The 16017-nt window shown below is 42.7% G+C and carries 8 protein-coding genes and 5 pseudogenes; 7 read left to right on the forward strand and 6 right to left on the reverse strand.

Annotated features, from left to right (window positions below):
* Positions 1-11 precede the first annotated feature (11 nt).
* From ACFE90_RS25875 to ACFE90_RS25905, 7 genes and pseudogenes are all read left to right on the forward strand, one after another.
* Positions 12-584: pseudogene (locus ACFE90_RS25875) on the forward strand (reverse transcriptase/maturase family protein).
* Between the two features lie 105 nt (positions 585-689).
* Positions 690-1283, forward strand: coding sequence for a group II intron maturase-specific domain-containing protein (locus ACFE90_RS25880; protein WP_375505308.1), 594 nt, complete (start codon positions 690-692; stop codon positions 1281-1283).
* Between the two features lie 484 nt (positions 1284-1767).
* Positions 1768-2147 (forward strand): annotated as a pseudogene (locus ACFE90_RS25885) (transposase); the annotation flags it as partial.
* Between the two features lie 230 nt (positions 2148-2377).
* Positions 2378-2588 (forward strand): annotated as a pseudogene (locus ACFE90_RS25890) (IS630 transposase-related protein); the annotation flags it as partial.
* Positions 2560-2757: a transposase gene (locus ACFE90_RS25895; protein ID WP_375505302.1), complete on the forward strand. Its 198-nt coding sequence runs from the start codon at positions 2560-2562 to the stop codon at positions 2755-2757. The pseudogene ACFE90_RS25890 and the gene ACFE90_RS25895, both read left to right, overlap by 29 nt.
* A gap of 505 nt (positions 2758-3262) precedes the next feature.
* Positions 3263-3724 (forward strand): hypothetical protein, encoded by a 462-nt coding sequence (locus tag ACFE90_RS25900; protein WP_375505303.1) that lies wholly within the window; start codon positions 3263-3265, stop codon positions 3722-3724.
* Between the two features lie 836 nt (positions 3725-4560).
* Positions 4561-4821 carry a hypothetical protein gene (locus ACFE90_RS25905; protein ID WP_375505304.1) on the forward strand — a complete coding sequence of 87 codons (261 nt, stop codon included), beginning with the start codon at positions 4561-4563 and terminating at the stop codon, positions 4819-4821.
* Here ACFE90_RS25905 and ACFE90_RS25910 read toward each other — a convergent pair.
* The 6 genes and pseudogenes from ACFE90_RS25910 to ACFE90_RS25935 form a co-directional block, all read right to left on the reverse strand.
* Positions 4802-5335 (reverse strand): DsbA family protein, encoded by a 534-nt coding sequence (locus ACFE90_RS25910; protein ID WP_375505309.1) that lies wholly within the window; start codon positions 5333-5335, stop codon positions 4802-4804. The genes ACFE90_RS25905 and ACFE90_RS25910 overlap by 20 nt on opposite strands.
* A 219-nt stretch (positions 5336-5554) precedes the next feature.
* Positions 5555-6184 carry a response regulator gene (locus ACFE90_RS25915; protein ID WP_375505305.1) on the reverse strand — a complete coding sequence of 210 codons (630 nt, stop codon included), beginning with the start codon at positions 6182-6184 and terminating at the stop codon, positions 5555-5557.
* On the reverse strand, positions 6181-12705 hold the full coding sequence (locus tag ACFE90_RS25920; protein ID WP_375505306.1) for a PAS domain-containing protein: 6525 nt from the start codon (positions 12703-12705) through the stop codon (positions 6181-6183). Before ACFE90_RS25920 ends, ACFE90_RS25915 begins: the two co-directional genes overlap by 4 nt.
* Before the next feature lie 60 nt (positions 12706-12765).
* Positions 12766-13596: pseudogene (locus tag ACFE90_RS25925) on the reverse strand (IS5 family transposase).
* A 366-nt stretch (positions 13597-13962) separates the two neighbouring features.
* Positions 13963-14154, reverse strand: a pseudogene (locus tag ACFE90_RS25930) (transposase); the annotation flags it as partial.
* Positions 14155-14323: 169 nt separating this feature from the next.
* Complete coding sequence (locus ACFE90_RS25935) at positions 14324-15862, reverse strand: dolichyl-phosphate-mannose--protein mannosyltransferase (RefSeq protein WP_375505307.1); 1539 nt, start codon at positions 15860-15862, stop codon at positions 14324-14326.
* Positions 15863-16017 lie beyond the last annotated feature (155 nt).

The following is a 16017-nucleotide window of genomic DNA, read 5'->3' on the forward strand; positions in this document are numbered from 1 at the left end:
CACGCACGGTTTTGGAGAGCAGTGGCTCTTGTGAGAGAGTCACTGACTTTAATCGTTCTTGCCATGATGCTGTAGTAGCAATATTTAACGCAATCAGGTATAAAGCCAAATACGTGCTAGATGCCGACATTGCCGAATGTTTCGACAGAATCAACCACAGGGAACTTCTCAAAAAGCTAAACACATTCCCAACCTTAAAACGCCAGATAAAAGCTTGGCTAAAATCAGGAGTGATGGATGGCAAACAGTTATTCCCCACATCTGTTAGCGAAGCGGGCGCGCGTACTCGCGCGACGGGTACACCGCAAGGAGGGGTAATATCTCCCCTATTAGCGAACATTGCCCTTCACGGGATGGAGTAAAGGATAAAGCAGGTAGCTGAAAAGCTACCAGGTAACAAACGAGACAATCGCTACGCCTTAAGCCTAATCCGATACGCCGACGATTTCGTGATACTGCACGAAGACATAACCGTTGTCCAAAGATGCAAGGAAACTATTTCTGAGTGGTTAAACGGTATAGGACTTGAATTGAAACCAAGTAAAACGCGCCTTGTCCACACTTTGAATAAATATGAAGGATAAGAAGCAGGGATTAATTTCCTGGGATTTCACATCAGGCAATACCTAGTAGGGAAATACAACACGGGTTGTAATACCAAAGGGGAACCACTCGGTTTCAAGACACTCATCAAACCCAACAAAGAAAAGGTAAAGGTACACTACGAACGGATAACAGAAGTAATAGAACAACATAAAACCGCCCCTCAAGCGGCGTTGATTGCACATCTAAATCCAATCATTGTTGGATGGGCAAACTATTACAGCACAGTAGTCAGCAAGGAAACTTACTCCGAGCTAGACAATAAGGTGTACAAAAAGCTAAGAAGTTGGGGAAAAAGAAGACATCCGAACAAATCTGGTCACTGGGTAGCCAGCAAATACTGGCAAACCATAGGAGAAAATAACTGGGTATTCGCAACCAGGCAAGAAGGGAAGAATCCCATGCGGTTACAGGCACATAGCGACGTAGAAATCACACGCCATGTGAAAGTTAAAGGCGAAGTCAGCCCGTATGACGGAGATTTGATTTACTGGAGTACAAGAATGGGCAAAAATCCCGAAGTTCCAAAGAAAGTGGCAACACTTTTAAAGATACAGAAAGGTAAATGCGCCCACTGCGGACTATATTTCACAGAAGAATCGGTGATGGAAATTGATCATATCATTCCTAAGTCAAAAGGAGGAAAGAGTGAATATAAAAACCTTCAGTTACTACACTGACATTGCCACGATGAAAAGACTGCCTTTGATGGCAGTCTGGGTAACAAATCTGGCTGTAAAAGCGCCAAACCTAAGCCTGAACTAACAGGTAATCGAGGTACTCATGACAAGAGCCTTATTATTGAGGAGCCGGATGAAGCGAAAGTTTCATGTCCGGTTCTGAAAACGAGCGGTTCTCGTGAGAGAATCGCTTAGTTTAACTTTATTTATCCGTGATGCGGGTCATTGATGTACTCCAATAGACTTATCCGCAAAACGCAAATGGTTACTGTGAGGGAGTTTGACTGATTCAGATTGAATAGGCGATCGCTATCGGGAGCAATGCGATTTTGTGAGGTGTTTAAAATTCGGGTGCTAAATCACCTATTTAGGAGTGCGTAGGCGTAGCCCGCCGCAGGCATCGCGGCCAAATAACTGTTTTTATTGAGAATCTAGCTCTGTAAATGAGAATTAAAGTCCAATCTAACTTTGGAGCATCGCTCCCCTGGGACTATTGCTCAAAGTGGTTGTGAGTGAGGGGAATGCTGGTGAGAGAGTTCTTGCAGCGTATGTTTTGATGGAACTGATGGAGGAACGACTAGAATTATTGGAAAAAGTTGAAGTCATGTGGGTTGACTCAGAGCAAAAGGGTGATAAGTTTGCTCTGGCTGTTTGGTTGATGATTCAAGCTCATGTTGAAGTCATTCGTCGTACTAATAAAGAGTTTGAAGTTTTACCCAAGCGTTGGGTAGTAGAAAGAACATGATTGCTGGTTTAACCAGTACCATCGTCTCAGTAAGGATTATGAACGTCTGACACCAAATGAGTGAGGCTGCCATATATGCCGTTATGACTCGAATTATGCTACGTCGTCTAGCTGTCTAAAGATTTACTTTATAAATGGTCTCTAAAGCTGTCGGCGTGGCTGATGGTGAGCTAATAAAGAACAGATTGGGCACTAGCAAGTTGCTCTACTTCCAGTGTATTTCTGGAAAACAGATTGTGCCATATGTAGTCTAAGATATAGCAATTGCTAAGGCGGTTAGGACAGACAGTATAATTGATGAGTAAAGTAAAACTAGATACCGATTAAGCGTTCAGCACAAGGAAAGCTCATGCCAAAACCTTACAGTTACGACTTACGCCAGAAGGTAATTCAGGCAATAGAGTTAAACGGGATGAGCAAAACCGAAGTAGGGCAAGTTTTTCAAATCAGTCGAAACACAATCAACCTATGGCTGCAATCGATTTGCTAGTATTGGAGATTATCAAGCATTACCAAATCAACCATCAGGGAATGACCATAAAATTACTGACTATTCAAGAAATAATTGAATCAGCAGGATGTCAACTAAAATACTTACCATCTTATTCACCTGACCTGAACAAAATTGAGCGATGTTTGTCATGGTTGAAGAGTCGAATTCGTCAACAACTAATTCAATTTGACTATATAAGGGATGCTATGGAATATGTGCTTCGTTTAGCGTCCTAACCGCCTTGTCCGTTGCTATAAATATCAATTTAGCCCCAGAGGATCTAATGATTAATCGCTTTGCCAATTTCATTTTTCTTAATTCCTTTGCTTCAGCAATTAACCTGATATTTAGTTCATTAATTAGTACTAGAATCTGCAACTATTTATAGGAAGGAGAAGTAAGTAATAAATTTTCCACACTTGAAATTAGCAATAGTTTTTTGAAATCACCATCATCTTTGATAGATACACATTAGTGGAAGCATAAAAAATGTAATATTATTTAATTTTTTAAGGATTAAATCTGTTGCTAGGTCAAATAAAATTCACTGGTGATTACACCTTTGAAGCAAACCTTTCACTTTGTAAAATTCAGTTTTTAAAAACGAATATTAATTTTTTAAATTATCAAACATAAGTTCAAATAATCTTTTTAGACAATAATATAACTCTAGCAAACATTTAAGATACTAAAAATTGCATAACATTTCTTGATAATAGTTGACTTTTTGAAGGTAAAGTAATGCTCAATATAGATTTAGAACGACTCCTTTACACGGTAAAAATAGATTTTCAAATAGAGGCTACTAAGATTGCTGGACAAGTTTTTAGCGACACTGAGTTTCAGTTATCGGCTCGAAAAATCGGTAAGGTTCATGCAGCTTTAGTTGTACCAGAAACCTATTTAAAATCATTAAATAAAGGCTATCAAAACATTGTTGATAATAATTTAGCTATTACTTTTAAAAGTGGAAACCGTGCTGTAGGAAATTTTCAAGTAAATTATTTACCTAAAATAAATATCTTAACTATATCTGGGTATTACAAAGAGGGCACGGCTTATCTGTGTTATTCTCCAGCGATGAATCCTGATTGGTACAATGGCAGAGGTTATAAAATAGCTCGCCCTGATTGTATTGGAGAAAAATTTGAGTTGTTAGCGAACAAGTTTTATCAATTTTTTGAAGAATTTTTTGCAGTTTAATTTTAATTAAACCCATTGTCAGGATGGCTAGAGAACGACGAATTATATCATGTCCGGCTAAAGACTTATCATTCAGAGCGCAGTTCTTGCTGTTCTTGCTGGGGGAAAGAGGCTTTTGGGATTTTTGCACAGATACGGTAATCATAAGTGATTCACCGGACTTGATATTATTTGACCAGAGCGACAGATTGTTTGTCACAAATCTAAATCCTTCTGCATTGCGTATATGGACAAACCTACTCTGAACACCTTAATTATTTACGGATGCACTCTATTAAAGGTAAGGTTTACTTCATCTTAGATGGCGTAGAGCTGGCGAAGCTGTCACCAAGTGCAATCCTTACGATTTAGTTTAGAAAGAGAGCATAACTATATACGTTTTTCTTTGAGTCGGTGGGCATTATCGCTTCTTGTGCGATCGTGTTAAGAGGGTAACCGCCCGTTATTGGCGATACCCAAAGGGCGATGGCGCGATCGCCGACAGGCGTACCGTAGGTATCGCTCTTTGAACGGGCGATCGCATTCTAATCATTAAGTCCAAGTCTGCGTAAGTAGTGAAGAATGCGATTACAAATCTTAAATAAATTCCAGTTCATCTATAAAAACAAATTCGCACTCAATTGGTGAGAGCCAAATATGACAAATTGTATTATCGTACACTTCGGCTTCAATTATAATCCCTGGTTCAAGATACTTCCTACCCACAAAATCCAAATTTCTAAAATAAAAATTTCCACCTACTAGAGGACTGAAGCGGGTTGAAGCCGCCGAGCGGAAAGAACGGCATGTAGGCAATGCCTTTCCCCCCGGCTCGCCAACTAGCACGTCTCGTCGCGGTGGGCGAGGTTATACTGGTTCTGCACACAGACCACAGGCGCGATCGCTTCGCGCAGAACAGCAACGGCAGCATCCACATCGCGCGGCGGTCCCCAAACACCCGCGCCAGCAAGCTACATCGCACCATAGCCGATCCGCTTCACAGTCACAGAAGTGCCTGGAAGCGTGAAACTACCGCCAAGGTTCACTTGAGTAATCATGTTTTTGTTCCTCCTAGATGTTTATCGGTTTCTGAAGAAATCAATGACTTGCAGTGGTGATGGCCGCCTTCAACTGCTCGATGTTCCAGCGTTCGGTATAGCGAACTCCATTAATAAACAGTGCCGGGACAGCCGTGACTCCACTTTGGTATCCACTTTCGATATCTTGATTGATGCGATCGATATGCACTCGTTTGGATATATCTTGTAAAAGCCGGGAAATATCGAGTCCTAAAACATCGGCATACTCCACAAGATAGCCATTTCCCAAAGCTTTTTGATGGGTAAATAGCAGATCGTGCATCTGCCAAAATTTACCCTGCGCTGCTGCTGCTTCCGCCACTTGGGCTGCCTTTTGTGCTTGAGGATAGATTGAACTCTCAATGAAGTGACGAAAGACTACACACACCTGATTCTCCTGGGAAAACACCAGATCGAAATATTGCTGAACTGTTTGAATCAATTGATACACTTCTCCACACTGAAGACACTGGTAATTTCCATATTTCACAAGCACGACAGGAGCATTAAGTTTTCCCTGGTAGCGATCGCGTGGTGAGGGTGGAATAAACAGATGATTTCAACTAGTATCTTGATTCATCGGATGCATTAGTCAAAAGGATTTCTTGTGGCATAAAGTGATTACATGGTTGAACCTCACTCGGTCACGTTATGTCTTCAGCTTATAAAACTAATGCAGCTTTGTCGCCAACCCAGAGTTGAGTGTTTGCTCTGACAAAATGACAGTCACTACCTATCTGTCCAACCAAGCCTCAACCGAACTTAAGTTCAGTCACAACTCGGATAAACCCCGCTTCAAGGCTGTGACTACTGCTTGAGTGCGATCGCTCACGCCTAATTTGCTCAAAATTCGGTTAATGTGAAATTTGACGGTACTTTCAGTGATATGCAAAGCCGCACCAATGTCATGATTATTTAAGCCGTCCACCATCAAATGAATCACTTCTAGTTCGCGATCGCTCAACTCTGGATTGTTCATCCGTTGAATTAGCTTGGCAGCAACTTCAGAAGGAATATATTGTTGCCCGCTGTGAACGATATGAACGGCATTGAGGAGTGCCTCCGGTTCCGCATCCTTGAGCAGATAACCTTTGGCTCCGGCGCTTAACCCACGGTAGATATCTTCGTCACCATCATAAGTGGTGAGTATAATAATCCGGGCACGGGCAGATTCTGTACAGATTGCTACGGTCGCATCAACACCGCTCATCTGCGGCATTCGCAAATCCATTAAGGTGACATCTGGCTGTAGCTGTCGATATTGGTCGATCGCTTCCTGTCCATTACCCGCTTGACCCACCACTGTCATATCTGGCTCATTTTCGATCATCGCAGCGAGTCCTTGTCGGACAATTGAGTGATCGTCAACAATCAAAACGCGGATTGCTGCGGACTGACTCATGCTGCGATCTCCCGATTCACGGATATGACCACTTCTGTTCCCTGCCCTGGTTGACTTTCAATTGAAAGTTGTGCTTTAATTTGCTCTGCCCGTTCGGTGATGCTCAGTAAGCCAAACCCCCGATTTAGCATTGTGTTGTTGATTTCAAATCCTTGTCCATTGTCTATAACTCGTAAAGAGCATAACATTGACCCATAGGTTAATTCAATCCGAATTTCGCTTGCATGGGCATACTTAATTGCATTTGTAAATGCTTCCTGTGCAATTTTTAGGAGGTTATTCTCAGTTTCAGGGGGTAACGTATAGGGTGTGCCGACAATATTACACAGCAAGTTGATCTCGGTTGAAGATTGCATTGTGGATACAAATTGCTCAAGCGCAGTCCACAAATTGCCATCTTCTAGTAATTGGGGACGCAGTGCGGCAACGGAGCGTCGAGCCTCTGTTAGCCCACTGCGAGCTAGTTCTCGCACGGTATTAGTATGTGTTTGTACTGCTTCTGGGTTGGTTGTCGCTAATCGAGAAATGGCTCCCATGTGAACTAGAATCCCTGTAAAGGCCTGCGCTAACGTATCATGGATTTCTCGTGCCATCCGGTTGCGCTCTTCTAAGATTGAGGCTGCTTCTGCTTGCTTATGCGCCGTGATATCTCGCGCCAACCAAATCACTTGGTCGTGCTGGATCGGTACAATGCGAGTCGAAAACCAAGTTTTTCGTCCAGCCATCCACAGGTAATACTCAACCGTAAGCATTTGTTGGGTTCTAAGAACCTGGTGAATGTAGTCTAAAAACTCGTCGGCTTGTTTTTGGGCAAAAATTTCATGCAGGGTTTTATTCTGCTGGTTCTCAATTGGTTTATATAACTTAGTTGGCTCAATTTCGGCAGCTTTGATCACTTGCCCTTCAGCAGTCAGCACAAAGAATGGATCGGGAATTGCTGCAAGTAATGCCCGTATCTCTCTCTCTGAAGCTTGTAAAGCTTCTTCAGCACGTTTGCGATCGCTAATGTCTGTGACCAGAGTATAGTATCCTCTGACTTGAGCATTGCAATCAAAATCGGGGATATAGGTAACACTGACATGCTTTTTGCCAGACGGATAGGGAACTTCTACTTCATAGGTTTTGATCTGTCCCGCCAGCGCTTGCTTGATATACGGTTCAGCAACTTGATAAACTGCTTCACCCAAGAGTTCACGGCTATGCATACCGAGAATTTCATCTCGACTACGGTCAAACCAGACCTCATAGGTTCGGTTGACAAATCGATAGCGCTGATTGGCATCCACATAACTAATAAGAGCAGGTAGAGAGTCAGTGATTAATCGTAACTCCTGTTCTCGTAAGCGAAGCTCGTCGTAGACATCAAGCAGTACGGCTTCACTTTTCTGCAAAGCTGTTGTTCGTTCTGCTACCTGTTGCTCTAAGGTGTGATTGTAATCTGCTAAGAGGCGTTCTGCTTGTTTACGCTCTGTGATATCTTGAAAGGCGGCGATCGCATAAATCACATTGCCCTGTTCGTCAAAGATAGGAGTTCCCCACGCCTCAACTGGAATGATTGCGCCGTTTTGATGAATTTCTAAATCGTCAACTGTGGTACGTTCGCCGTTCAACGCCCGGACAATTGGCATATTCTCACTGGGATAGTTTCGATCTGTTCCCGCCAGATAAAGTTGATAAACTTCTGGGAATTGAGCCGGTGCTACGTTAGGGTCGATTCCTTTACCCAATAGTTGAATTCCCTGTTGATTGACGTAGCAAACGCGACCTGCTGCATTCAATACCCCAATGCCCACCGGAACCGCTTCGAGAATTTGTTTCATTTTACTCTCGCTAGTACGTAGCTTGGAGTAGAGTCTGGCGTTTTCAATTGCGATCGCTGCCTGAGTTGATAACAGGTGCAATACTTGCAATCGCTTTGGTGTAAATACTCCAGTTGCTAATCGATTCTCTAAATACAACACGCCGACGAGCTGACTCTGATTCAGCAGCGGCAAACAGAAGATGGATTGAGTTTGGTTGTGTTGGATGTATGGCTCATGGATAAAATTACCTTCACGAGTGGCATTATTGAGGATAACAGATTCATGAGTGCGGATTACGTACTGAATAATTGATTCAGGCAGGTGATTAGCAATGGGGATAGATTGCAGCACTTGTGTAGCACAGTCAGTCTCACCAAGATTGAGTTCGCTAGAAGCTTCAATCATCCATTCTCCTGAGTTTTCCAAAATTAGAAATCCGGTTTGTGCTCCGGCATTCTCGATTAAGATCTGCATCAAGGAACTGAGTAACTGATCGAGTTCAATCTGACTTGAAATCGCTTGAGAGGCTTTCATCACTGCCGCTAAATCGAAAGTGATGTCTGAGCAACTAGTAGTCTGCCAAGGAAACTTTGCATCGCGGTTAGCAGAGGGGCATAGGTCTAGAGCAGAGGGGAAAGAATTTGTATAAGACTCTCCTCTGCTCCCCTGCTCCCCTGCTCCTTTGCCTGCCTCCACCTGGTAATTTTGAGTTGGTAAACTACTAGAGGTGGTTCCAGAAGTGGTGCGGATTGGCGTATGAGCTGCGTCAGATGGCTGAGGAAAGAACTGCGGATAGCGAGTTTCTAAATCTTTGACTTTCGCCGTTGCTCCCCAGCGTTCATAGCAGTAGTGCGCTTCTTTCATATAGGTTTGGGCAAACTTTTCCCTGCCACGAGCTAGGTAAAATTTGGCAGCTAGTTCATAGGCTAATGCTTCTTCCTGGATATACCCATTTTCCCTGGCTCCCTGGATCGCTTGCTCATAAAACTCTTCTGCCTCAAACAACTGACCCAAAACTCGTGCCATCTCTGCTTGTACTAGGTGATATTTATGCAACCAATTCATTGGCGCACGATCTGCCCATTGCTTTATTTCTTCCTGGCTAACTGCAACGTTTTTGAGGATTTCTGACTGTACTTGAGCGCTGCTTCTGGGATAGGTTGCGAGTCTTGCCAGAGCGTCATAGAAGTAGTGCAAAAGAACAAGATATGCTGATGCGACGCGGCTTACATAAGGTTCTGCTATAACTGAGTACTCAACTGCCCGATCGTACCTAGAAAATAGATAACATAGGAAAAGTTTGTAGAAGTATACCAGAAAGATTGCGGTTACATCATTTGCTGCTTTATGTTGTGGCAGTTCATTCTCCTGATTGTAGAATTCACCAACTAGACGGTAGGGGTTAGTTGAGCATCCCATCAAATTTGCGATTGTCTGATGGTGTATTCTACTCCAGGTTAATACAGCTTCCTGCTTGATCTGACGGATTACCTCAGCGTATATTGTTATCTCGCGTTCAACCTCCATGAGTTCCTTTCCGGTAAAGTAGGAGTTAGCGTAGTAAATATGAGCGCAATAGGCGGCAAACTCTAAATCTCCAGTTTCTAACCCACTTTGATAGCCTTCTAGTAATGGCTGCAATGTTTCTCTAATATGTTCTTTCCAATGAATGATGAAGTGATTTACGGTTAGCAAAGTCTTGGCTTTGAGTGCATCGGTATTCGGCTGCGACAACAATTTGAGAGCCAGCTGTCCAAACTGGTATCCAGTCTCTATGTTGTCAAATATTCCGCAAAGAGCAAATCCATAGGAAGCATACGCAAAGGGAGACACAAACGAATTACCATATTGGATTGACAAGTTGACCTGCTTTAATGCGAGTAAAGGTACTAAATCAGAAGCAGCATTTCGCGCAGCAAGCGTTATCTTTGATAGGATTTGCATTGCTGCTAACTTGTCCGGCTGTGTCATTTGGGGCAAATAAATTAAGTCTTTAATTGGCTTGTTGCCAATAAGTGACATAATTGTATCTAGTTCAACTTGAATATCTATCTGACTTGGCTGTTCGGGAAAACTGATCCCTAGTTGCTGCAAAACCTGTAGTGCCGTGTTGATTGCCTTTAATAGCAGATTCTGTGCGATCGCGGTTTGAATTTTGACTTCGTAGACTTTCACGCGATTAAGAACCGTTTTAGCCTCTCTTAGAACGATCGCCGCAAAGTGTTCTACCTGCTCAAACTCGCCACATAAATACGCGACTTCTGTTGTCTGTGAATATAACTCTAAGGTTAGCTCATAGTTGGTTTGCCAGCTAGAGGCTGCCAGCCATGCTCTGCCTGTGTCTAAGTATTTTTTCGCCGCACTATAGGCGATCGCTGCTTTTGCTTTCTGACTTGCCAGCAAATTTAATTTGGCGATTTCATTTCGTTCTGCTTGTTCGGTGACTAGCTCAATTCCCTGATTGAGATGATCCACAATTTCAAACAGGCGTTCTGATAACTGTTCTGGCAGTGACTTTTCGATCAGATTGCGACCAATTTGCAGATGAACCACTTGTTTTTGGGACTGATCAATTAAAGCATAGGCGGCTTGCTGTACGCGATCGTGCAAGAACTTATACTCTTGAACTAACAAGTTTTCGTCTAACTCAGAGAGCGGTTGAATGAATCCATCTTGGATTGCTGTCAGTAACGCTTGGAAAACTGTATTAGCGGGTTGCTTGCAGACAGTTGACAACGTTTCTAAATCAAACTCAGCCCCAACACAAGCGGCTAAACGAAGCATATCCTGGGTTGAGGCTGGTAGTTTCCTCAACTTCAGCAACAACATATCTACCACATTATCAGTAATGTTTTGGGCTTCAATCTGAGCCATGTTCCACTGCCAGCTTCGACGCTCAAAATCAAAAGTTAAACAATCTTCTGCATAGAGGGTTTTCAGAAACTCGCTTACAAAGAAAGGATTGCCCTCTGTTTTATGCAACACTAATTCTGCTAAGGGTAGCACAGTATCAGTGTTGTGATGTAGCGTTTCGGCAATCAACTGACTTAACGGCAAGAGCGTTAAAGGTTTAAGGGCGATCTCCTGAAGCACTGCCCCTTTTTGTCGCAGTTCCTCCAGCTTTAATACTAACGGATGGTCTGGATTCACTTCATTATCTCGATACGCCCCAATCAAAAATAGATGTTGAGTCTGTTCATCCAGCAGCATCAACTCGATTAGCTTCAACGTGGCTGAGTCTATCCACTGCAAATCATCAAGGAAGATTACCAGCGGCTGTGACTGTGAACAAAACACCCGAATAAATTTCTGGAAGATGAAATTGAAACGATTTTGAGCCTCAGTAGCTTCAACTTCTGGTACAGATTGTTGCCGACCAATCAGCAATTCTACTTCCGAGATTGCATCAATAATTAGTTGTCCGTTGCTGCCCAATGCTGCGAGCAGACGCGATCGCCACAGTTGCAACTGTTTGTCTGGTTCAGTCAGCAGTTGCTGCATCAATTTTCGCAGGGCAATCACAAGGGCGCTGTAGGGAATATTGCGTTGAAATTGGTCAAACTTACCCCAGGTAAAATAACCGCGCTTTGCTGCGATCGGTCTATAGAGTTCCTGCACGAGTGCTGATTTTCCAATTCCTGCATAGCCAGAGACCAACATCATTTCAGAAGACGCAAAGACGGGGAGACGCAAAGACGGGGAGAGTGACACCATCCCCGCGTTGCTGCGTCCCCGTGTTCTTGCGTCTTCTCTCCCTGCCACTCTTTCAAACGCCGCCAACAATACTGCAACCTCTGCTTCTCGTCCATACAGCTTTTGAGGAATGTAAAACCGATCGCAAACATCTTGCAGACCCGGTTGAATATAATCAATTCGACCGATCGTCTCTAACTGTTGAGCACACACCTCTAAATCTGCTTTGATGCCCCAGGCACTCTGATAGCGATCCTCCGCATTTTTCGCCATTAGTTTCAGAATAATCTCTGAAACAGCTCTAGGAATCGCAGTATTCATTTCATGCGGCGGCAGAGGATGTTTGGCAATATGACAATGGACTAGCTCCAGCACGTCTGTGGTGGGAAACGGTAGTTGTCCGGTGAGCAGTTCGTAGAATGTCACGCCCAGCGAGTAAAAATCAGTCCGGTAATCGAGCAAACGGTTCATCCGTCCGGTTTGCTCTGGAGACAGGTAGGCGAGGGTTCCTTCTAGCTGATGAGGACTTTTGAACGTTGGATTGGTGCGGTTAAATTGTGTGGCAATTCCGAAATCAATAATTTTGACAACGCCAGTATTCAGATTGAGGACGATGTTTCCAGGGTTGATATCCTTGTGAATAACATTAGCTGCATGAAGCCTACCGAGAATATCTGTTAAAGCGATCGCCAGCCCAAGAAACATGGATAAGGGCATGGGGCAGAAATCTGGACGCTTGTGCATCCATTGCTCCAAGGACTCTCCGCCAAAATCTTCTAAGAGAATCACCAGAGTGCGTTGATAGTCCTGTTGGCTGTATGCCTTGACTACTCCTTCTATGTTAAGGGAACGCGTAATTTCATATTCTTGTCTGTAGCGCGTTAATTCTTGAGGCGAAGGATAATCTTGCTTAAGCATTTTAACGGCGATCGCCCTACCATCCAGTACTCTGATACCCCGATATACTAGAGAATTAGAACTCTCATAAATTTTACTTTGGATGGTGACTCCGGCTAGGGCAATCATTAGACCTCTTGCAAAAAAGTTTTGTGGTATGATTGAGGGCTGATTAAATCCAAGAGAAATTTAGGCTTTTTGAAGTTCGTAATTATAAATCCCAGCAATTAAATGGCAGCGCTCTTCCATTACGTTTCCTACGATTACGGTAACGCTGACTCAAAATTTGAAAAACTTTTAACCGCCGATTAATATGTTCAATCACGACTCGACGACTCGCTAAAGTGCGGTTGGATTGCTTTTGCTATGCAGGTTAACTTACCTCTTCTAGGTTTTTTCTGAGGCAACTGACTATTCGTATGTACCTTAGAAATCCTTTGGTAGCCACTGTCTTCTAAGCTTTCTGTTTCGGGATGAAAGTGAACCTTGCTGTCTACAAATAGTTTGTAGTCATGTTTGCAACCAGAACCGTTTACAAGGCAACGAATTTCAAGAGTTGTTAGGTCAATTATCAATTGAGATTTCAGAGTATGTCGTTTTTGTTTACCACTATAAAAGCGTTTTTGTCCGTGTAATGGACGTTCAATTTGACTCTTTGTTACATCCATCACAGCTGTTTTCGGTTTCTGTGATGAGAGCAACAAGGACTTTTTTCCTCCTAAACGAAACTTCCCACAACTAACTAATCAGCTTTCAACCCAACGGACTATGCGGCAAACAGTTGATTCGGATACCTGCCAATCACCAGCTATATGGAAATAAGTTCGATATTCTCTCCAATACTGTAGACAGATTAAAGCTTGATCTTCCAACCCTAGCTTATTCGGATAACAAGAGTGTTTGTTTGAGACTAGCTGTATTTTGTAACACCTTAACTATCTGATCAAACGTGTGTCGTTGCACCCCAACCAAACGTTTGAACTGCCGATTCGATAACTTTTTTGTTTGCTCGTATCGCATAAGTAGATTGATTCAAGCGACAAGACTTAATATCATACCATAAAATATTTTTGCAAGAGGTCTATTGAACTCTCTCTCCAGATAAATGTCATGAGCCACATCAGCAATTATACTCTTGACGACCGGCCTGCGAAAAACTATTAACTCAAGTTGCGGGTTATCAAGCTGTGGGTACTTTGCACTTGAATACTCGTGCGATCATTCGCTACTTCAACTAACTCCAAAACACAAATACTGAATAATATTAAAGCATTATATTTGACTCATTTAATAAATGCTTTTTTCAAAGTAAAAGCAAAAATGAATGCTTCTAACTTCAGTAAAAACCCTTAATAATTCACTGCATGGATTGACTTTGGAAAGACATATGTGCATCCAATACCTTGCTGTTGCTGAACAACACCCCAAAATTTGACAAATTTCCGTTTGAGTTTTTCCCTCATCTGCCAACAACATGATTTCAATGCGCTGTCGGTAAGATTTAGGTAAAGTTTTTTCCAAACTTTCTAACAGTAACTTCCGCTGAAATGATGTTAAATATTTACTGCTAGTCAAAATTGTATACTTGCTTCCACGTTCGCGTAGCGTCCCGTAGGGAAGTGGTACGACAAGTTCAGTGACTACTGGCGAATAGCGCAGCGATCGCACCAGAGCATCAAGATTGCTGACTACTGAATTCTGACCGGAGGCGGAGCGTCTCCGGCTTTGCTCCTGAATTCTTCTTTAATCAAATCCAAGAGTTGAACCACATTCGCAGCTTATAATCGTGAGGTGAGAGGGGTAAACCCAAATAAATGGGCATCCAAAAAATAAAAGCAGCCAGAATTATAAAAGTAATGGTGACACCTAGCGCCCGGAGTTGTTGATAATAACTGCGAAGACACTGATCGGCAAACCAAGCGATCGCTAAAAATATAAACACCACTGCACACATATAGTGGTATATAAAAACGCACCTTGTCACTTTTACCCAAGGTAATAAGTTAGCAGCATAATTTATAACTAAATACAAGGCAATCCAAGTATCAACACTAAGAGTTGCAGGTACTGAAAAACGCTTTTCTTTCACCCAAAGAATTACGGGTTGTGACACCAACATCCCTACTAAAAACAACATGGCAGCAACACCAAACCACCACAAAAATGGATTGCCCATTGCATGGACATCATAAATAACTTGTCCAGCACCGGCAGGCAAAGGCGGGCCCATCACAGGTAAAGGTTCGGTGATACTTTCAGCCGTTTGATAATAATATGCCATTGGTCGAGTCATCAACGGCCATTTGTACCAGGGAGCACAATAAGGATGCACGTTAGGACTATTGCCACCTAAATGTAAATGAAATTTCAAAATTTGCTGATGTACTGCAATAAATCCATAAGTTTTATCTAGTTGAAGGTGAGGAATCCAGATGATGCTGTAAATCAAAGCTGGGATAATTCCTAGATAAAACAGCATGTGAAAAATATTTAGCTGAGTCAAGTTTTGTAGCGGTGTCTGAGATGAGGGAGATGAGGGAGAATAAGTACTAACCCCTGCCTCCCCTGCTTCCCCTGCTCCTCTACTGTCCTTGCCTCCTACCTCCTGCAATGAAGGGGATGTAAAAAAGAGTTTGGAGTTAATAAAAGAATGTATCAAATGAATTGCCCAAGCTGCTATCCAAATGAGATAAACACCTGAGAGGAACCATAAACCGTTCCACTTAGTACCGACTGAGGCACCAAAAGCAATGCCAGCAAAAACTAACCAAAAAGAACGTCGCCGATTTTGGTTATGTAATGCCAATAATAAAAACCAGTGCCCTAATAAACCAAAAATGACGATATAAATATTACTTAAAGCATAGCGAGACTCAACTAGAAAAATGCCATCACAAGCTGTAAATAAACCTGCAAGCAGAGCAAAGCTACGACGATAACTCAATTGATAAGCGATCGCAGCCACAACTAAAGGGATAAATGAGCCAGTAAGGGCATTGAACCACCGATAAGTCCAAGGCGATCGCAATGATCCTGTCAGCCCATTTACCGTATCGTGCCAAAAAGGAATGTGACTGCCAATCCAAATGCCGATGCCGATCATATATTGACTTAGCGGCGGATGAGCATTGAAAAATGGCGTATGCGTGATATAATTATTACCGAATTTGGCAAAGTAAACTTCATCAAATACTAGAGTGTTAAATCGCTCTAGTCCCCAAAACCGTAAGGCGAGTGAGAGAAGAAATACACTCACCATCCCAATTCGGAACCACTTTTTAGTCATTTGTCATTTGTAATTTGTCATTGGACATGAGGAATAGGGGATGAGTCTTTGATACTCGTGAATGAGTCTTTAATACTCCTGAATGAGTCTTTGATACTCCTGAATGAGTCTTTGAACTCCACTCCTGTGCCCCCTGCCCTTTGCTCCCCCTGCTC

Source organism: uncultured Nostoc sp., assembly GCF_964245445.1.
Lineage (GTDB): Bacteria > Cyanobacteriota > Cyanobacteriia > Cyanobacteriales > Nostocaceae > Nostoc.

Coding starts and splice junctions, on each gene's coding strand:
- ACFE90_RS25895 (WP_375505302.1), top strand. CDS start 2,560: ATGACCATAAAATTACTGACTATTCAAGAAATAATTGAATCAGCAGGA.
- ACFE90_RS25900 (WP_375505303.1), top strand. CDS start 3,263: ATGCTCAATATAGATTTAGAACGACTCCTTTACACGGTAAAAATAGAT.
- ACFE90_RS25915 (WP_375505305.1), bottom strand. CDS start 6,184: ATGAGTCAGTCCGCAGCAATCCGCGTTTTGATTGTTGACGATCACTCA.
- ACFE90_RS25920 (WP_375505306.1), bottom strand. CDS start 12,705: ATGATTGCCCTAGCCGGAGTCACCATCCAAAGTAAAATTTATGAGAGT.
- ACFE90_RS25935 (WP_375505307.1), bottom strand. CDS start 15,862: ATGACTAAAAAGTGGTTCCGAATTGGGATGGTGAGTGTATTTCTTCTC.